Genomic DNA, 19,581 nt, shown 5'->3' with positions numbered 1-19,581 from the left:
GGAATTTATCCTTAAATGATAGATGCTCCTAATTATTTAGGAGCATCTATCATTTATAGAAGTTTTATTTAACACTAGATATAGAAATGTTTTTTCCATCAGAAGTAGCGATAATGGTACCATTAATATCTGTTCTAATTGTTCTAATATTAAAGTAATTAAGAAGAGATAAAGTTTCAGATGTAGGATGACCATAAGAATTATTTTTACCTACAGATATTATTGCAACAGATGGGTTCACTGAAGTAAGAAAATCTAGAGACGTAGAAGTTGAAGAACCATGGTGTCCAACTTTTAAAATATCACAATTTAAATTATTATTTTGAGATAACACTGTTTCTTCTGTTGATATTTCAGCATCTCCTGTAAATAAAAAAGAATTATTAAAAAAAGTGATTTTTATGATTGGAGAATAATCATTTAGATTATCACTAAACAAATTTTCTACTGGAGAGAATACTTCAATTTCTGTATTTTCTCCAAGATCAATTCCTTTAAATCCTTTCTTTAAAACATTAATTTTAAGATTTTTATCTACTAAAGCGCTAATCATGTTTTCAAAGGTAGTAGATGAACTTACTACTTTAGGAGAGTAAAAGCTTCCAATACTATATCTTTTTATAATAGTATCCATATTTCCAATATGATCTTCATGAGGGTGTGTTGCAATAATATAGTCAAATTTTTTAATATTTAATTTTTCTAAATAATCTAATAAATCTTTTCTACTACTAGATGGCCCAGAGTCTATAAGCAAATTTTTATTATTAACTTGAATTAAAATACAATCTCCTTGACCTACATCTATGTAGTGAACAATCATCTTATTTTCACAATTAGTATTATTATTTGGATTTAAAAAGAAAATAAAAACGATAATTGCAAAAATAGTAAGTATTAATTTTAATACTTTATGATTATTATATTTAAAATTATTCATAATTAAAGACTCCTAAATAAAATATATATTTTAAATTATTGACTAGAATTAAATAAGTAAATCTTAAGTTTATAAATATTTAATAAGTTAGTGAAGTGAAATTTTTGGTAAAATATGTTATAATTGTATAACATATTATAAAAGACAGAAATTAAATAAAAAATATTAGGAGGATGAGGATGAAAAAGGAGTTTTCAATAAGCAACGATAAAGTGTTGATGAATTTTTCTACTAGGTATTGTACCAATTTTGAGAGTTTGTTAGAAAGTGAGGGATTTAGGAGAGTTCTAAGTGTTTATTTAAAAAAGTCTGAGAAAAAGAGAACTTTATCATATAGATATTTAGTTAAATCTCTAAACACCACTGAAATATCAACTCTAAGAGAAGATATTACCAAAATTTTTAAATGGCTGACTATTATAGATGTAAAAGAAGTTATTGAGTTAAATCCAAGATATAGTGAACTTTTGAGTAATAAAGAAGAGTTTATTAATGTAATAGAAGATTTTTATTTATTTTGGAGAAGATTAGAGAGATATACTATTATTCAAAATGATAAGATTAGTCAAGGGTTAGCAGCTATGAATTTTACAGAAGCAAATTCAGCTTTTGAAAAACTAATTCTAAAGTTCTATAGAAAAATTGAGCAAAATGTATTAGGAAGAAATCCTAAAGTCTTTAGACAAATAACAGCTGGTGGGAATTGTAGTATAATGATAAATAAACTATTATGGCCAATTCCAAATGGATATGAAGCGCTAGAAGATATTAATTTTATAGATTGTATTTTATTGGAACCACCATTTATAACATATCCTAAAAAGAATACAAGAAATGGAATGTTTTCAGAGGTTTATGATAATCCTTTAAAGTATGCACATATAAATAAAGAACACTGGTTCTGCTATCCTGCAAAAGTTGGAGAGTTAATAGCATATATATTTTTCCATAGAGATTTTATGAATCATGGAATAACTTTATGTAATTTATTTGAAATGGCGAAGAGAGAGGAATGTAGAGGAAGACGTCCTGATATTGTTTATGTATTTGGAATAAATGATGGAGAAGATTTAAAAACAGTTTTCTATGATGATGATGAAAATAATATAATGCTTGGGTATATAAATTATTCAGAGGAGATAGATTACTTTGGATATATGAAAAAGATGATATTAACATTGCATAATTTAATAATGATAAAAAGAGGTTATTTGCCTATACATGGTGCAATGGTAAATGTTCAAATGAAAAATGGAAAAGAAGCTAATGTAGTAATAATGGGGGATAGTGGTGCAGGAAAATCTGAAAGTTTGGAAGCCTTTAGAACACTAAGTGAAGAATATATAAGTAATATGAATATTATTTTTGATGATATGGGTACTTTTAAGGAGATTAATGGAGAGATATATGGATATGGTACAGAAATAGGTGCTTTTGTCAGATTAGATGATTTAGCTCAAGGATATGCATTTAGGGAAATAGATAGAAGTATATTTATGAATCCAGATAAAATAAATGCAAGATTAGTAACTCCTGTAGCACCATATAGCCAGATAATAAAGGGATATAAAATAGATTTATTCTTATATGCTAATAATTTTACTGACATAACAGAAAATGATAAAGCCATTGAATATTTTAATAATGCTGAAGATGCAATTAAATTATTTAAATCAGGACCAAGAATGGCAAAGGGAACTACAACTGAAGAGGGATTAGTTGAAAGTTACTTTGCAAATCCATTTGGACCTGCACAAAAACAAGAAGCTACTGACATATTGATAGAGAGATATTTTAAAACAATGTTTGCTACAAATGTAAAAGTTGGACAAATCAAGACATGTCTTGGAGTTAAAGGTAGAGAACAAGATGGGCCAAGAGAAGCTGCAATAGAGTTATTTAACATTATTAAAGAGTTATAAAAAATAGCTTTGCACTTATGTGCAAAGCTATTTTTATTTTTAAAATTTATCTTTTGCAAAAAATGATATAGAATATAATCCACAAATACCAATAATAGCATAAATTATTCTACTGAAAGTACTCATTTCCCCAAATATTGCAGCAACAAGATCGAATTGAAAAAAACCTAATAGTCCCCAGTTTATAGCTCCAATTATAATAAGTATAAGTACTATGGTATCAATTACCTTCATAAAAACAACTCCTTTGGTTTTAATAACATAGTTATTTTTTCCAAAGGAGAAATTTATATTCGTACTGACTACATTTCAAGATTAAATTTTATTTATTAAATTGAAATATTTCTGTCAATAGGCTGATTTAAAGATATAATAGTATCAGTTCTTTGAATTCCAGAAATAACATTTATTTTGTTTAGTAATATATCTTGAAGATCACTTATGTTTTTACAGATAACTTTAGCAAATACTGAATAATCACCAGTAGTTAAGTGTAATTCAACAACTTCCTTGATTTTTGACATTTCTTCAAAAACTTCTGAGAATGATGAAGTCTTATCAATATATATACCTACAAAGCAACAAACATCGTATCCTAGCTTAGGAAGATTTAAAAGAATTTTAGTTCCTTTAATTATTCCAAGTTCCTCCATTTTCTTCATACGAACATGAATAGTACCACCACTAACATGGCAAAGTCTTGCAATTTCTAAGTATGGAGTTCTACAATCTTTAATTAATATATCTAAAATTTGAAGATCTAATTCATCAAGTTGATAGGCTTGGTTTAAACCCATAATAACACCCCTTTAATAAATTTATAATATCTTTTATATATTTTATCAAATTTTATATAAAAAATGAAGTATAAAATAAAAGTTATTATAAGAAATAATCAAATAATTAATAAATTATCAATATATGGAAGTAAAATCAGGTTGAAAATATGTTAAATAGACAGTAATATATATAGTAGAAAGATATAGGAAGGAGAGCTATTGATGGGTAACTTTTTATCAACGCTGCTTTATTTCATTGTTTTATTAGCAATTGTATTTGGAATAATGTTTTTAGGAAGCAAGTATGTATTTTCAAAAGTTAGAATTAATAAATATATACCACTTGGTATAGCTATAGCAACATTTATTTTACAAATATTTATGCCTGCTATTATAGGAAAGAATATTTGGTGGGTATCATTTTTACTAACAATATTAACAGTAACATTCTTTTTATGGTTTATGGATATTCAAACAACTGGTGGACCTAAAAAGAAAGAAAAGAAAATTGAAATTAGACCTAAGGCTAAGCCTAATAGAGTAAAGCATTTAAATAATGCACAAAACAATAAAAAATAAGGCGTTTAATTTTGAATTTTTCCCTTTATAGAAATAGTTTTGTTGTTAAAATTATTTTCTATAAAGGGAATATTAAGATTAAACGCTTTTTATTTTGCCTTCAAACAATTTTCTTCACTTAAAGTTGTATTTTTTATGTAGCTTCAAGTGAAAAATTTCTAAATATAGTTATTATTTAAATGAACAATGAAGATTGGAGAACTTACTGCAGTTTTATTTTCATCTTGTAGTACTCTAATAACATACCAAGTTTCTGATTTTAAGCTTTGATGCTCATATATATACTTAATGCTATTTAAATTAATATCTTCAATTTTTTTTATAATGAGGCCACCATTTGATATTATTTGAATCTCTCTTATTTTATATCTAATGTCTTCAGTAAAAATTGAAAACTTTATTTTAGAGGAATAAATTGACAATGTATCTCCCATAAATGTCTCATCAATAGTAAAATGTAATTTTAAAAATCGTGATTCAGTTGAGTAGGTTCTATGACTTCTAAAAGCATCAATTAATGCATTTTTAGAAAAATCATTTGCAATATATGCAGTTAAATTATCAGATTGGTCGAAATTAATTCTATGATTATCTTGCCCATTAACAGCGCCTAATTTCCAACCACTATCTAGTAATTGATAATAGTATTTTTCATGTTTAGTATACTTACTTGCAGGATTACCATTGTAAACTTCTATAGATGTAATAATTTTATTAAAAACTTCGTTGTATTGAATTTTGCTAATTTCTTTGTGAGGATGATTAATGATTATAAAAGCTTGATGATTATTAAACATCCATAATGTTAATAATCTTAAATCTTTTATAGCACCAGTAAAGAAGTTATTAGGATTTATTATGTTAAAATCGCCAAAGGGAACAGTTCTACATTCAAAGCCAACAATAGGTAAGAAGTCATCTTCATTTCTTCTTATTTTATTGGCAAAATAATTTGTTGCATCCCATTTTGTTAAAGTACGATCCTTAGCAGTAGTTTTATTTGAAAGAAAGTCATTGTGATCAGTTACAAATAAAAAGTCTAAACCACATTTTATAGCAAACTCATATAAGTCTAAAGGAGTACCTTTACCAGTTGAATAACTGGAATGACAGTGGGGAATACCATAATAATATTTTAATTTATTCTGATCAAAGATTACTTTGGTTTTATGCTTACTTTTACTCACAAATTCGCCTCTTAAAATTATTCACTATTAATATATAGTATTAAAGGCATTAAAATAATGACAATAATTATAAAGGGTGATAAAATAAAGTGAAACTTTCATGATGAATATAACTTATAAGGGAGTTAAAAAATATGATTATGGATTTTGAGGGAGCTAAACCTAAAATAAATGAGAATACATATATTTCAGAAAGCGTTGATATAATAGGAAAAGTTGAAATTGAGGATAATGTAAACATATGGTTTGGTACTAGACTTAGAGCCGATATGAACAAAATAGTAGTTGGTGCTAATACTAATATTCAAGAAAATTCAGTGGTGCATGTTGATTCTAATTCTCCATGTATTATTGGAAAAAATGTAACTATAGGTCATGGAGCTATAATTCATGGATGTAGTATTTCAGATAATGTTTTAGTAGGAATGGGATCAATAATATTAAATAATGCTAAAATTGGAAAGAATACTATTATAGGGGCAGGAAGTCTGGTGACACAGGGAAAGAGTTTTCCAGAAGGAGTTCTTATTTTAGGAAATCCAGCAAAAGTAGTTAGAGAATTAACTGATGATGAAATAAAAAATATTAAGAAATCAGCAGATAATTACGTAAATTTAAGTAAAAGATATAAAAAGTAGGAGGACATATGTTAAGAATAGGAGAATATAATACTTTAGTAGTAGATAGAGAAAAGGACTTTGGATTTTATCTAGTTGATAAACAAAGTAAAGAGGATGTTTTACTTCCTAAGTCATTAGCAGAAGGAATGGGAGTAGAAGTTGGTAAGGAGATTGAAGTATTTATATACAGAGACTCAAAAGATAGACCAATAGCTACATTTAAGAAGCCTTTAGCTATAGTTGGAGATGTTGCTTATTTAAAAGTTGTACATCAAGGTGAGTTTGGTGCATTCGTTGATTTTGGATTAGATAGAGATATATTTGTACCATTAAAAGAACAAAGATATAAATTACATACAGGGAAAAAATATTTATTTTACATATATGTAGATAAGACAGGCAGACTTGCAGCTACAACAGAAGTTGAGCCATATATTGAAGTTGCTGAAGAAGGAACATTTAAGGTTGGAGATGAAGTTACTGCAATGGTGTTTTCAAAAACTCCTTCAGGAACTTTAAATGTTGCAATTGATGCTAAATATAGAGGGTTAGTATTACCTAATGAGTATTATAACGAGGTTCATCCAGGAAATGAAATGAAGTTAAGAGTTAAGAGAGTTTATGAAGATGGTGTAATAGGTTTAACTCCAAGAAAAACTAGATTAAATGAAAGAGATGAACTTCAAGAAAGAATAGTAACTTATATGAGAAAAAATGGTGGATTTATGGAATTCAATGATAAATCTAATCCAGAAGACATAAAAGCTACTTTTGCAACTAGTAAGAATTACTTTAAGATGGCTTTAGGTGGGCTTATGAAGGCTGGAAAACTTACTCAAGATAAAGAAGGAAGCAGACTTATATAGTTTTTACTTGAAGGTGTTTTTTAGCAAAGTTAAAATATTTTTAGTTAATGATTTTTTTTATTAAATATAGCATAAGTTGTTATCTTTTAAGGGGAAGTATGTAGAAAATTATACTTTTAGCTTAAAATCTAGTGATAGAGAAAAAATTGATTATATTATCGGAGGGAAGATTATATAAATTCTTAGTGAAATTATATTCCTTCCTGGAGATTATATAATCAATTTTTCGGCATCACGGAATTCAAGCTTTAACGAATAATTTAGTTAATAAGTTCATAGATTTTAGAGATGTCCATCTCCATAATTGAGTATGTGCTTTTAAGTTTTCCTTTGATTTCAGGTGAAAGATTAGAATGAAGATATAATGAGTCTAATCCAACATTTGAAGCACCTTCTATATCACATATATAGTCATTTCCAATCATAATGCTATTTTTTATATTTAAATTATGTTTATTAATTAAAGTAGTATAAAAATTCTCATCTGGTTTGCATACTTTATAGTCAGCAGAAAATAAAATATCATCAAAATATTTTTCAATTCCTAACAATCTCATTTCATAAAGTGTAAATATTCTCTGAGCGTTTGATAATAAATATATTTTTTTCCCTTTTTTCTTTAACAATTCTAATAAGTTAATTACATTATCATATAATTTTATATACTTTATAGATGAAGTTCTAAAGAAATGTGCAGTATCAATTATTAACTCATCAGAAGGAATAATATTTTTATTTGTATAAAGCTTAGAAAATACATTTTCCAGTGGAAAGTCGGGATAGTTTGTATCAGTTAGATTATCTAAATGAGACTTAACTAAAGTTATATATGATTCTTTTAATTCTTCAGCAGTATATAAGGCACCTTTAAAAGAGTAAAATAATGATAGCTTGTACCAAAATTCTGTGCTTTCTTCATCAGTATTAATATCAATTAATGTTCCATATAAATCAAAAATATAATTAGTATACATAAATTCTCCGTAGTCATTTATAAAATTTTTTTCTATTATATCATTATAGTAGATAGAATGGAATTGTATTTTATTACAAAAAATGACTAATTTACTTATTTGTTAGTATAAATAATTGTTGGAATTTTGAAAGTAGTAGTAATTATTAGATAATGTTAATTTAAGATAAATTTATGGGGATGTGCATTAAGAATGACACATCCCTAATATATTGAGAGGAAAATGAGATAGCTAATTAAATATTGCTTTTAAGTATATATTCGTTGTATGGAATATCTAATTCCTTAGAACTTATTACTTGAATATTATAGGATTTATTTATTTTATTTAAAATAGATTGTGAATCATCAGATATAGTACCTGTGGTTATAATTATTCCGTTATTTATGTTATCTGCAATCATAGATCCTAACAATTTTTCAATATGAAATGGTGATATAGGGTTATCACTAGAAAATCTTTTGCATTCTACATAATATTTTTCTGAATCCTTTTCACAAATAATATCTTTTCCACCATCAGGACCAATAGGAAGAAGAAGTATATTAGTAAATCCCAATTTGGATAAATATTCGCTACACCAAATTTCAAATTCATGAGGAGTTAATTTGTGAACTATATTATAAAGATGAGTATCTTTTTCAAAACCTTTATATGATTTATAGTATATAATAATTTTATTAATTAATTTACCTATTAAAGGAGCAAATAGTATTATTATAAAGTAGCTATATATTGTATTTAACTTCATTCATTAGACCTTCTTTCATAATATAGCATTTATGATTTCTTATTGTTTTTGTAAGCTCATAACCATCTATAAGCTTAATTTCTTTTTCTTGATTTTTATTATTAAAATCATTAATGAATTCTATAGCTTGAGTAGAAAAACTACTATTAGTTATTATAATTCCTTTTTTACAATCATTAATGAACATTCTAGCTAAAAAGCTTTGAACATCAGGTCGGCCAGTTAATTCCCACTTATCTTCATCTGCAGGTGTATTTCCTAGTAGATCATTTTGAATGCAACTAATAAATATATCTTCATTATTTAATGATGCTTTAAAATTAGTTAGATTACTATATTCGTTAGGTAGTGTTACTTTGTCTTTAAATCCTAATATATCAAAATATAGATTGATAACTTTAATAAATGTATTGTAATTATTTTTTTGAATATCTTTTATAGATAATATTCCAAGTTCAATTTGTTTTTCCATTATTTTTTGATCTAGGGAAATAGTAGATTTTTCTATATATGAAATTAAAAATTTTAATGTGAAAAATAATAATATAATAAGTGGTAAATATTTGATAAAATTCATAAAAATCACCTCGTCTTAATTATTAACAAATTTTGTATGGTATATACATTGCTAAATAGATAAATTTTACTGAAAAATATAAATAAATTTGTAATAAAAGAGAAAATAATGTTTTAAATTCAACAAAAAGGGATTATAATTATAATAATAGATAAATTCATTAAGAATTAAGTGCTAATTGGAGGTAAATATGGGGATGATTACAAGATGTTCAATTATTATTTATGATGATTTTGGAAATGTATTAATTGCAGAAAGAGGAAAAAGAAATGAAAGAAAATGGGGAACATTTGGAAAAGAGATAAAGGGAAAAGAAACAGAAGAAAAATGCATTTCTAAGGCAGTTGATAAAGATATAAAATGCACAATATTTGATTTAAAACCTTTTAAAGAATATAATTTAGAAGGTGAAGAAAAATTGAAAGTTTTTACAGGGTGCATAAAAGAATATATTACTTGTCATAAAAGTATAAATAGTATAAAATGGATTGGACAAAGAAATCTTGAAGATTATATTTTTAATGATGAAGATAAAATGATATTAAATGATTATTTTGAAGCTTAAATGAATAATCATTGTAAAACTAATGATAAAATTAAAGGGGATATTTAATGCTTTATAGAGTAATTATTAAAAGGGAAACGGCAAAGTACTTTATAGGTAAATCTTATGATAATAAGAGGTATAAAATTGAAAAGAATCAATATACTAAAAAGCTTAGAGTAGGTAGTGACTCATATTTTTATGCTAGAAAAGAAGAAAAATTACTAAGTACTATTTTAGTTCCAATTTCTGATGAAGAAGCTGGAGTATTAGATATTCATAATTCTGATAGAGATACTTATTAATAAATAAAGCAAAAGAAGAACAAGGAATAAATAAAACCTTGTTCTTCTTTTATGTGTTAAATAAAAAGGAGAGATTATATGATTAAGAAATTTATTTCATATTATAAGCCTTATAGAGGATTATTTTTTACAGATTTAATAGTTGCTACTATAGCAACTTTATGTAATTTAATATATCCAATGATGACAAGGGCTTTAGTTAATGATGCTATACCTAATAAAGAAATAAAGGTTATAGGAATATTTGCAGTTATTCTAATGGTTTTATATTTAGTTAAAGCTGGATGTTGCTATTTTATGCAATATTTTGGACATCTTGTTGGAGTTGGAATGCAGGGTGATATGAGAAGAGATATGTTTAAGCATCTTGAAAAATTACCAAATTCATATTTTGATAATACAAAAACTGGAGATTTAATGAGCAGAATGATAAATGATTTAATGGATATATCTGAGCTTGCTCACCATGGACCAGAGGATTTATTTATTTCAATAATAATGTTTTTAGGATCATTTATAATATTATCTACTATAAATTTACCCCTTACAATTTTAATATTTGCATTTGTTCCTTTCATAGTAATATTTACTCTTAAGAAAAGAAAAAAGATGAATAAATGTTTTATGGAAACTAGAGTACATACATCTGCAATAAATTCAACACTAGAAAACTCAATTTCAGGAATAAGAATCTCAAAGGCATTTGTTGCAGAAGAGTATGAAAATGAAAAATTTAATAAAGGAAATAATAAGTTTAAAGAAGTAAGAAAACATTCATATAAAGTTATGGCAGAATATTTTGCAGGGGTTAACTTTGGAGTAGATATATTAGATTATGTTGTTTTAATAGCAGGAGGAATATTTACTTATTATAATACTATTAACTTAGGTGATTTTTTAGCTTATATGCTATATGTAAAATTATTTACAGATCCAATTAAAAAGCTTATTAATTTTGTAGAGCAATACCAAAATGGAATGACTGGATTTAAAAGATTTATAGAGATTATGAATGTTGAAGAAGAAAAAGAAAAAAATGATGCCATAGAATTAGAAAAAGTAGAAGGGCATATAAACTTTGAAAATGTATGTTTTAGTTATGAAAATGAAAAAGTATTAGATAACATTACATTATCTATAGAAAAAGGAAAAATGTTAGCATTAGTAGGACCATCAGGAGGTGGAAAAACTACATTTTGTAATTTAATACCTAGATTTTATGATGTGGACAAAGGTGATATAAAAATAGATGGAAAAAGCGTATATGATATTAAATTAGATTCTTTAAGAAAAAATATTGGAATAGTTCAACAAGAAGTATTTTTATATACAGGAACAATAAAAGAAAATATTAAATACGGAAAGCAAGATGCAAGTGATAAAGAGGTTATTGAGGCGGCGAAAAAGGCTAATATTCATGAATTTATAATGGGATTAAAAGATGGTTATGATACATATATTGGGGAGAGAGGAATAAAATTATCAGGCGGTCAAAAACAAAGAATATCAATTGCTAGAGTCTTTTTAAAGAATCCACCAATTCTAATTCTAGATGAAGCTACATCAGCTTTAGATAATGTAACTGAATATTTAATTCAACAATCACTAGAAGAACTTTGCAAGGATAGAACAACAATAGTTGTTGCACATAGATTATCTACAATAAAGAATGCAGATGAAATAATAGTATTAACTGATAAAGGGATAGAAGAAAGAGGAAGTCATAAAGAGCTTATTAAAAAAGGTGGAATTTATGATGAATTAAATAGATATGCAAAAGTTAATTAAGTAATTTATCACAGAATTTTTACAGAAAAAAAGGGTAAACTAAATATAAGCATAAAATTATTGACTAATAATAATTATCGCTGTACAATAAAACAAATAATATTAATAGCCCCCTAAGAGGGAGTAGGAGGAATTATAATGGTTCAACATTTAAAAGAAAATGAATTTAATTCAGAAGTTATTAATTTTGATGGTATTAGTATAGTAGATTTCTGGGCAGAATGGTGTGGTCCTTGTAAGATGATAGGTCCTATCTATGAAGAAGTTGCAGGAGAGTTAACAAATGCTAAATTTACAAAAGTTAATGTAGATGAATGTCCTAATTTAGCAGGAAAATATAGAGTTGCAAGTATTCCAACAATAATGGTATTTAGAAATGGAGAACCTATCGATACATTAGTTGGATTTATGCCAAAGCCTCAATTAAAAGCTGCAGTTGAAAAGCACTTATAAGAGAGGAATACTATGGAAAGATATGATTTAGCCATAGTAGGTAGCGGTCCAGCAGGTTTATCGGCTGCTCTAAATGCAAAAATAAGAAATAAAAAGTTCATTATCTTTGGAAATAAGGATTTAAGTAATAAGATAGTTAAGGCTCCTAAAATAAACAACTATTTAGGGTTTTATGGAATGAATGGAGCACAAGTAAAAGAAAAGTTTGCAGAGCATATAGATAAGATGGGAATACAAATTACAGAGGAAAGAGTAAATAATATCTATGCTATGGGTGATTATTTCACTTTGATGGTAAATGATAAAATGTATGAGGCTACAGCTGTAATTTTAGCTACTGGGATGGAATATACTAAACCTATTAAAGGTGAACTAGAATTACTAGGTAAAGGTGTAGGATATTGTGCGACTTGCGATGCTCCTCTTTATAAAGGAAAAACAGTTTCAATAGTAGGATATAACAAAGAAGCTGAAGAGGAAGCAAATTATGTAAGTGAACTTGCAGGAAAAGTTTACTATATACCTATGTACAAAGGTGAATATGAAGTTAGAGATAATATAGAAGTTGTTGATAAGAAGCCATTAGAAATAGTTGGGGATACTAAAGTTTCTTCATTAAAACTTGAAGGCTTAGAATTAGAAACAGATGGAGTATTTGTTCTTAAGGATAGTATTTCACCAGGACAATTAGTTCCGGGGCTTGAAATTGTTGATGGGCATATTAATGTGGATAGAGAAATGAAATGCAATATTCCTGGATGCTTTGCAGCTGGAGATTGTGTAGGTAAGCCATATCAATATATAAAATCAGCAGGAGAAGGAAATATAGCAGCATTAAGTGCTGTAAGGTATATAGATATCCTGAAAAATAAATAGATTATATAAAATAAGATATGTTGTTATAAATAGCATATCTTATTTTTTTCTTTAAATATTGTCAAGACTTGATTTAAATATAAATACAATGTATCATAAATTAGCACTAAGGATGAATAATAAAGGATAGGTGAAGTATGTTGTTAGTTGTTGGTGGAATGATAGGTTTAGGTAAAAGTTCAGTAGCAAAAATTTTAGGAGAGCACTTTAATTCAGAGGTCTTTTATGAATCAGTTGATGATAATCCACTTTTACCCTTATTTTACAGTGAGTCTGAAGAAGAGATACAAAGAAAGAGATATCCATTCTTATTACAATTATATTTCTTAAATACGAGATTTAAAAGTATTAAGGAAGCATTAGTTAATGATAATAATGTTTTAGATAGATCAATATATGAAGATTGGTATTTTGCTAAGAAGAATATGGAGCTTGGTAGAATATCTGAGTTAGAAATGAATATATATGAAAATTTATTAAGCAATATGATGGAAGAGCTAGAATCACTTCCTAAAAAGGCGCCAGATATTATGATATATCTTAAGGGCTCTTTTGAAACTGTAATTAATAGAATCAATCTTAGAGGAAGAGAGTTTGAAATTGATGATAGTTTAAGAGAGTATTATCATTTCTTATGGGAAGGATATGATAATTGGGTTAATAATCATTATAATGCATCTGAAGTTTTAGTTATAGATATGAATGTTATGGATGTAGTTAATAATGAAGAAGATAAAAAGAAATTAATTGAAATGGTAGAAAATAAATTAAAAGAAGTTAGAAAGTAATAAAAATAGAGAAGTTAATATTTATATATTGACTTCTCTATTTTTTAAAATTTTATTTATAGGTATTTAAAGGGATTTTAAGAAAAATGTAGAATGAGTAAAAATAAAGAGAAGGTATGGAGGGGATAAGATGAGAAAAAAGACAAAATCAATATTACTTGTAATTATAATTATTTTAATACTGATAATAGGAGCTATAGTGTTAAATTTATATAATAAGGGATTTAAATTTTATACATATACTACAGAAAATTATATAGTAGAACAAATTGAAGGAATAATAGGAATTGATGATGGGAAAAATTATAAGGGAAAAGTTGAAGAATTATCAATAAAAGAAATTAATGGGTCATATTTAGGATTTTTCTGCATCAAAGATAGTGGAGAAAATCAATATGCAATTGCAAAATATAAAGAGTGTTTTAATTTAGGAAGTCATAAAGTATTAAATTTAGATAAGATAATAAAAGGAAATAACTCTGTAGCTATGTTAGAGTTATCTGAAGAAAATAATAATGAATTTGTTATATTAATTTCGTCAGATGCAGACAAATATGAGGGATTAAATATAGTTTCTTTAAATAATAATGAAGAGGTTTTAGAAAATATTGAGTTAACAACTGAAGGGATGGAATCCTTTGGAGGAGAACTTTTAAAAGATAATGTGTATTTATTAACATATAAGGTGGATGAATATAAGGAAATTGGAATTGAATTAGTAAAGAAGAGTGAATAATAAAATTCACTCTTCTTATTTTAAAAGAAATTAATTATCCTAGTTATTAAACAAGTAACTTAAATTAAATAATTTAAATTTCAGAAGTTTATTTAAAGGAATTAAATGATGCATCAGAAGGCATTCTCCAATCTCCGCGTGGACTAAGAGAGATTGAACCAACTTTAGGTCCATCAGGTAAAGCACTTCTTTTAAATTGTTGAGTAAAGAATCTATAAATAAACTTATCAAGCCATTTTTCAATTTCTTCTTTAGAATAATCATCTTTAAATGCTGCTTGAGCTAAAAGTAATATTCTTTCTTTAGATGAACCATGCTTTATAAAGTGATAAAGGAAGAAATCATGAAGCTCGTAAGGTCCTACAATATCTTCTGTTTTTTGAACTATATCACCATTATCACTCTTTGGAAGAAGTTCAGGGCTAACAGGAGTATCTAATATATCTAATAGTGTATGAGATACTTCTTTATTAGATTCTTTTTCAGCAACATATCTAACTAAATATCTAACAAGCGTTTTTGGAATTGAAGGATTTACAGAGTACATACTCATATGATCTCCATTATAAGTACACCATCCAAGAGCTAATTCAGATAGATCTCCTGTACCTATTAATAGACCTCCTTCTTTATTTGCTAAATCCATAAGAATTTGAGTTCTTTCTCTAGCCTGAACATTTTCATAAGTTACATCATGTATATCTTTATCATGCCCAATATCTTTAAAGTGTTGAAGGGCAGCATCAACTATATTTATTTCTCTTAAATCTGTTCCTAACTCATTACATAAAGTTAAGGCATTATTATAAGTTCTATCAGTTGTACCAAAGCCAGGCATAGTAATTGCTATAATGTTTTTATTATCAATTCCTAAAAGCTTAAAGGTTTTAACTACAACTAAAAGCGCTAATGTTGAATCAAGTCCACCAGAAATACCTATAACAGCTTTTTTAAGCCCTGTATGTTCTAAACGCTTAGCTAAAGCGGCAGCTTGAATATTAAATATTTCTTTACATCTTTCTTCTCTTTCATGTTCATTTGAAGGAACAAAAGGATGTTTATCAACATATCTATCAAAATCTTTAATTTCAGTATTATTAAACTTAAATGATATATTTTTAGCTTTAAAAGGTACTATATTCGATGCATCTCTATAACTTAAGTTTTTAAGTCTTTCGGAATTAAGCTTAAATACGTCTATACAAGAGGTAATTATTTCATTTTCTCTTTGGAATCTTTGATTTTCTTTTAATATAGATCCATTTTCACTTATTACTAAATGACCACTAAATAAAAGATCAGTTGTAGATTCATGAACTCCAGCAGATGAATAAATATAAGAAGTCATACATCTAGCACTTTGATTAGAAATTAAAGATACTCTATAATCTTTTTTGCTTACAAGTTCATTAGAAGCAGATAGATTTGCAATAATATTAGCGCCTAAAAGAGAGAGATAAGAGCTAGGTGGTATAGTAACCCATAAATCTTCACAAATTTCTAATGCAAATTTATAATCGCCACTTGTAAAAATTAAATTAGTACCAAAAGGTATATTTTCTTGGAATGGTAATGTTACAATTTCATCAATTAAATTAATACCTTCAGTAAACCATCTTTTTTCATAGAATTCACTATAATTAGGAATATATGATTTTGGTACAATTCCAAGAATTTTACCATTAAAAATCATAAATCCACAGTTATATAAAACATTATTATGGATTAATGGAGCACCAACAGTAATAAGTATGTCCTTAGCAATTGTGTATTCACAAATTTCTTTTAATCCATCTAAAGTTTTATTTAAAAGTGCAGAAGTTAAAAATAAGTCTCCACATGTATAAGATGTAATACAAAGTTCAGGAAAAACAAGAAATTTTACACCTTTAGCATATGCATCATCTATACAAAAACATATATTTTCAACATTATATTTAATATCAGATACCTTTGTCTTGGGACAAGCAGCACCTACTTTAATAAAGTCCATAGATTCATCTCCATTTCGTTATATTATATAAATTTAGTATTGTATTCCAAGGTTAATAAAATACATATAAATCAATAATAAAAGGAAAAGCTTAGAAAATCAATGGATTTGAAAGAAAAGTATAGCAAAACAGATTAAATGATATAAAATAACTCTTTTAAAGATAAAAAATAACTTGCAATGGGTTTAAAAATAAAATATAATAAAATTGTGGTTAGAAAAATAAGGGTAAGTAACTTAACTACAAAAATAGAAAAGAATAGTATATAATAAAAATAATACATATTATTAGTGAAACTTTTATAAGTATTTATTAATGAATGTATAATAACAGAAAGGGGGAAGGTTAATGGTTGAGGTTATTGTCTGGATACTTGTTGCCATTGCAGTAATTGCTATTGATATTGTTACTAGTAGTTTTATTTTTATGTGGTTCTCATTAGGAGCTATAGTCGCTATAATACTTTCTTTACTTGGTATATCGGTAGCATGGCAAATTATTGCATTTTTAGTTGTAGGTATAGCAACTGTTTCTATTGGATATCCTTGGGCAAAGAAAAAATTTAAGGCAGATGTAAATCATGTACCAACAATGGAGCAAACTTATATTGGTAAAGAAATGATTGCCGATGAAGACATGGAAGAAAAATCAAAGATAAAAGTAAGTGGTATTTATTGGACTGCTTACAATAAAGGAAAAACAATTAAAAAAGGTGAAAAATATACTATAACAGGTATAGAAGGAAATAAGCTAATTGTTAAATTAAAGGAGGATTAATATGCCAGGTATGATTTTTTTAGTAGCAGTATTAGTTGTTTTATTTATAATATTGCTATCATCAATTAAAGTAGTAAATACAGGTTATTTATATGTAGTAGAAAGGTTAGGTCAATTCCATAGAATCTTAGAGCCAGGTTGGCACTTTGTAATTCCAGGTGTAGACTTTGTAAGAAAAAAAGTATCAACTAAGCAACAAATTTTGGATGTACCACCACAATCAGTTATTACTAAAGATAATGTTAAAATTTCAGTAGACAACGTTATCTTCTATAAGATGTTAAATGCTAAAGATGCAGTATATAACATTGAAGATTATAAATCAGGTATAGTTTATTCAGCAACAACTAATATAAGAAATATTCTTGGTAATATGACATTAGATGAAGTATTAGCAGGAAGAGATAGTATTAACCAACAATTATTAGGTATTATTGATGAAGTTACAGATGCTTATGGTATTAAAGTACTATCAGTTGAAATTAAAAACATAATTCCACCAGCTGAAATACAACAAGCAATGGAAAAGCAAATGAAGGCTGAAAGAGATAAGAGAGCTATGATTCTTCAAGCAGAAGGTTTAAGACAATCTCAAATTGAAAAAGCAGAAGGTGAAAAGCAATCTAAAATCCTTGCAGCAGAAGCTGAAAAAGAAGCAAATATTAGACGAGCAGAAGGTTTAAAGGAATCACAATTACTTGAAGCAGAAGGTAAAGCAAAAGCAATTGAACAAATAGCTATAGCAGAAGCAGAGGCTATTATGAAAGTTAACCAAGCTATAATTGATTCTGGAACAGATGAAAGAGTTATAGCACTTAAACAAGTTGAAGCTCTTAAGGAAATGGCTAACAATCCAGCTAATAAGCTTATTTTACCAAATGAAACTTTATCATCACTTGGTAGTATAGCTGCTATTGGAGAAATGTTAAAAGGAAATAAGGAATAATAACAGAAAGCATTGTAGGAAATCCTACAGTGCTTTTTATTATTATTTAATATGTGAGAATAAGAAAATTTTATTTCTGAACATAAGATATTATGTCTTTCTATAGGATATTGTTGTAATTTATTATATGATGATGATTTTTTTGATGTAGTTACCACTATAAATACTATTTATTTTTGGAATGATACTAAAAAAGGGCTAGAAGAGATTTATAGAGTATTAAAAGGAGATGGAGTATTTATTATAAATATTAGGCAAAATTAAATAGTAATAATTATTATAAATACAAACATATAATCTTATGAATAATAAAGATTATAGGGAGTATAGAAATATGCCAAATTTAAAAGGATCAAAAACTGAAAAGAATCTAATGGAAGCTTTTGCAGGAGAAAGTCAGGCACGTAATAAGTATACTTATTTTGCATCTAAAGCTAAGAAGGAAGGTTATGAACAAATAGCTGCTTTATTTGAAGAAACTGCTGCAAATGAAAAGGAACATGCAAAAATATGGTTTAAACTTTTATGTGGAGGTGATATAGGTACAACAGAGGAAAATCTAAAAGCAGCAGCTGCAGGAGAAAATTATGAATGGACAGATATGTATGATAGAATGGCTAAGGAAGCAAGAGCAGAGGGATTTAATGATATAGCTTATTTATTTGAAGCTATAGGGAAGATTGAAAAAACTCATGAGGAAAGGTATTTAAAGCTTCTTCAAAATGTAGAAGATGGATCAGTTTTTGCTAAGAACACAAAGTCAGTTTGGATTTGTCGTAACTGTGGACATATAGTAGACAGCTTAAATGCACCAGAAGTATGTCCAGTATGTAAACATCCACAAGCATACTTTGAATTAAGAGTTATAAATTACTAAATTATTGAGTATGTCTGAAATAAAAATAAAATGTTAATATTTTGAAATAAAAAAGAGCATAATAATAAATTTAAATTCATTTCAGTAGAATGAAATATAATAACTAGATAAAATTTATATATACAGTTATTTTAAGTAAAGAGCTGTATCAGATTGAATTAATAAATTTAATTTGATACAGCTTCTTTTTAAAACTTTTATAATATTATTTATATAAATTAATTAGCTCTTCTTCCATTGTGAAATTAAATTGTAATCTATATAGAAGGTTTTTCTTTATATTTTTATAGGAATGCTTTATT

Annotated in this window: 22 protein-coding genes; 14 read left to right on the top strand and 8 right to left on the bottom strand. The window is 26.6% G+C overall.

What is annotated here, in order from left to right:
* Nucleotides 1-64: 64 nt before the first annotated feature.
* Entirely contained in the window at nucleotides 65-940 is an 876-nt protein-coding gene (locus I2E98_RS00650; RefSeq protein ID WP_195467056.1) for a ComEC/Rec2 family competence protein, read from the bottom strand.
* 179 nt (nucleotides 941-1,119) lie between these two features.
* On the opposite strand from I2E98_RS00650, the gene I2E98_RS00645 reads away from it, so the two are divergent.
* A complete protein-coding gene (locus I2E98_RS00645) occupies nucleotides 1,120-2,862 on the top strand; it encodes a phosphoenolpyruvate carboxykinase (RefSeq protein WP_195467055.1) in 1,743 nt (580 codons plus the stop codon).
* 39 nt (nucleotides 2,863-2,901) lie between these two features.
* Here the strand turns inward: I2E98_RS00645 and I2E98_RS00640 are convergent, their stop codons facing one another.
* Together I2E98_RS00640 and I2E98_RS00635 are read right to left on the bottom strand one after the other, a co-directional pair.
* Nucleotides 2,902-3,096 carry a DUF378 domain-containing protein gene (locus I2E98_RS00640; protein WP_133014715.1) on the bottom strand — a complete coding sequence of 65 codons (195 nt, stop codon included), beginning with the start codon at nucleotides 3,094-3,096 and terminating at the stop codon, nucleotides 2,902-2,904.
* 95 nt (nucleotides 3,097-3,191) lie between these two features.
* Nucleotides 3,192-3,659, bottom strand: a complete 468-nt coding sequence (locus I2E98_RS00635; protein ID WP_133014714.1) for an Lrp/AsnC ligand binding domain-containing protein — start codon at nucleotides 3,657-3,659, stop codon at nucleotides 3,192-3,194.
* A gap of 204 nt (nucleotides 3,660-3,863) precedes the next feature.
* On the opposite strand from I2E98_RS00635, the gene I2E98_RS00630 reads away from it, so the two are divergent.
* A complete protein-coding gene (locus I2E98_RS00630) occupies nucleotides 3,864-4,220 on the top strand; it encodes a hypothetical protein (RefSeq protein ID WP_195467054.1) in 357 nt (118 codons plus the stop codon).
* Between the two features lie 158 nt (nucleotides 4,221-4,378).
* On the opposite strand, the gene I2E98_RS00625 is transcribed toward I2E98_RS00630, so the two are convergent.
* The gene (locus tag I2E98_RS00625; protein ID WP_195467053.1) at nucleotides 4,379-5,407 is read right to left on the bottom strand and encodes a CehA/McbA family metallohydrolase; all 1,029 of its coding nucleotides are present in this window, start codon (nucleotides 5,405-5,407) and stop codon (nucleotides 4,379-4,381) included.
* A 134-nt stretch (nucleotides 5,408-5,541) separates the two neighbouring features.
* Between I2E98_RS00625 and I2E98_RS00620 the strand changes: the two genes are divergently transcribed.
* Nucleotides 5,542-6,045 carry a gamma carbonic anhydrase family protein gene (locus I2E98_RS00620; RefSeq protein ID WP_195467052.1) on the top strand — a complete coding sequence of 168 codons (504 nt, stop codon included), beginning with the start codon at nucleotides 5,542-5,544 and terminating at the stop codon, nucleotides 6,043-6,045.
* A gap of 8 nt (nucleotides 6,046-6,053) precedes the next feature.
* Nucleotides 6,054-6,893 carry a S1-like domain-containing RNA-binding protein gene (locus I2E98_RS00615; protein ID WP_195467051.1) on the top strand — a complete coding sequence of 280 codons (840 nt, stop codon included), beginning with the start codon at nucleotides 6,054-6,056 and terminating at the stop codon, nucleotides 6,891-6,893.
* 260 nt (nucleotides 6,894-7,153) lie between these two features.
* Here the strand turns inward: I2E98_RS00615 and I2E98_RS00610 are convergent, their stop codons facing one another.
* The 3 genes from I2E98_RS00610 to I2E98_RS00600 form a co-directional block, all read right to left on the bottom strand.
* Nucleotides 7,154-7,867 (bottom strand): HAD family hydrolase, encoded by a 714-nt coding sequence (locus I2E98_RS00610; RefSeq protein ID WP_195467050.1) that lies wholly within the window; start codon nucleotides 7,865-7,867, stop codon nucleotides 7,154-7,156.
* A 235-nt stretch (nucleotides 7,868-8,102) separates the two neighbouring features.
* Nucleotides 8,103-8,618 (bottom strand): restriction endonuclease, encoded by a 516-nt coding sequence (locus I2E98_RS00605; protein ID WP_195467049.1) that lies wholly within the window; start codon nucleotides 8,616-8,618, stop codon nucleotides 8,103-8,105.
* A complete protein-coding gene (locus I2E98_RS00600; protein WP_195467048.1) occupies nucleotides 8,596-9,195 on the bottom strand; it encodes a restriction endonuclease in 600 nt (199 codons plus the stop codon). The genes I2E98_RS00605 and I2E98_RS00600 overlap by 23 nt, the downstream gene beginning before the upstream one ends.
* Nucleotides 9,196-9,385: 190 nt before the next feature.
* On the opposite strand from I2E98_RS00600, the gene I2E98_RS00595 reads away from it, so the two are divergent.
* The 7 genes from I2E98_RS00595 (at nucleotide 9,386) to I2E98_RS00565 (ending at nucleotide 14,685) form a co-directional block, all read left to right on the top strand.
* Nucleotides 9,386-9,760 (top strand): DNA mismatch repair protein MutT, encoded by a 375-nt coding sequence (locus I2E98_RS00595; protein WP_195467047.1) that lies wholly within the window; start codon nucleotides 9,386-9,388, stop codon nucleotides 9,758-9,760.
* Between the two features lie 47 nt (nucleotides 9,761-9,807).
* The gene (locus tag I2E98_RS00590; RefSeq protein ID WP_195467046.1) at nucleotides 9,808-10,044 is read left to right on the top strand and encodes a hypothetical protein; all 237 of its coding nucleotides are present in this window, start codon (nucleotides 9,808-9,810) and stop codon (nucleotides 10,042-10,044) included.
* Nucleotides 10,045-10,122: 78 nt separating this feature from the next.
* Complete coding sequence (locus I2E98_RS00585; RefSeq protein WP_195467045.1) at nucleotides 10,123-11,832, top strand: ABC transporter ATP-binding protein; 1,710 nt, start codon at nucleotides 10,123-10,125, stop codon at nucleotides 11,830-11,832.
* Between the two features lie 138 nt (nucleotides 11,833-11,970).
* Entirely contained in the window at nucleotides 11,971-12,285 is a 315-nt protein-coding gene (gene trxA / locus I2E98_RS00580) for a thioredoxin (RefSeq protein ID WP_195467044.1), read from the top strand.
* A gap of 12 nt (nucleotides 12,286-12,297) precedes the next feature.
* The gene (locus I2E98_RS00575; RefSeq protein ID WP_195467043.1) at nucleotides 12,298-13,161 is read left to right on the top strand and encodes an NAD(P)/FAD-dependent oxidoreductase; all 864 of its coding nucleotides are present in this window, start codon (nucleotides 12,298-12,300) and stop codon (nucleotides 13,159-13,161) included.
* Nucleotides 13,162-13,298: 137 nt separating this feature from the next.
* Entirely contained in the window at nucleotides 13,299-13,949 is a 651-nt protein-coding gene (locus I2E98_RS00570; RefSeq protein ID WP_195467042.1) for a deoxynucleoside kinase, read from the top strand.
* Nucleotides 13,950-14,079: 130 nt separating this feature from the next.
* Nucleotides 14,080-14,685, top strand: coding sequence for a hypothetical protein (locus I2E98_RS00565; RefSeq protein WP_195467041.1), 606 nt, complete (start codon nucleotides 14,080-14,082; stop codon nucleotides 14,683-14,685).
* Nucleotides 14,686-14,773: 88 nt separating this feature from the next.
* On the opposite strand, the gene I2E98_RS00560 is transcribed toward I2E98_RS00565, so the two are convergent.
* Nucleotides 14,774-16,678, bottom strand: a complete 1,905-nt coding sequence (locus I2E98_RS00560; RefSeq protein WP_195467040.1) for an NAD(+) synthase — start codon at nucleotides 16,676-16,678, stop codon at nucleotides 14,774-14,776.
* 349 nt (nucleotides 16,679-17,027) lie between these two features.
* Here I2E98_RS00560 and I2E98_RS00555 point away from each other — a divergent pair, with 349 nt between their 5' ends.
* The 3 genes from I2E98_RS00555 (at nucleotide 17,028) to rbr (ending at nucleotide 19,279) form a co-directional block, all read left to right on the top strand.
* Nucleotides 17,028-17,456 (top strand): NfeD family protein, encoded by a 429-nt coding sequence (locus tag I2E98_RS00555; RefSeq protein ID WP_195467039.1) that lies wholly within the window; start codon nucleotides 17,028-17,030, stop codon nucleotides 17,454-17,456.
* A 10-nt stretch (nucleotides 17,457-17,466) separates the two neighbouring features.
* Nucleotides 17,467-18,402: an SPFH domain-containing protein gene (locus tag I2E98_RS00550; RefSeq protein ID WP_195467178.1), complete on the top strand. Its 936-nt coding sequence runs from the start codon at nucleotides 17,467-17,469 to the stop codon at nucleotides 18,400-18,402.
* 334 nt (nucleotides 18,403-18,736) lie between these two features.
* Nucleotides 18,737-19,279, top strand: a complete 543-nt coding sequence (gene rbr, locus I2E98_RS00540) for a rubrerythrin (RefSeq protein WP_195467038.1) — start codon at nucleotides 18,737-18,739, stop codon at nucleotides 19,277-19,279.
* Nucleotides 19,280-19,581: the final 302 nt, after the last annotated feature.

The organism is Clostridium sp. D43t1_170807_H7 (genome assembly GCF_015555905.1).
In the GTDB taxonomy this organism is placed as follows: Bacteria; Bacillota; Clostridia; order Clostridiales; family Clostridiaceae; genus Clostridium.
Note: the sequence above shows the minus strand (reverse complement) of the source record. Positions and strands in the feature narration are given on the sequence as shown.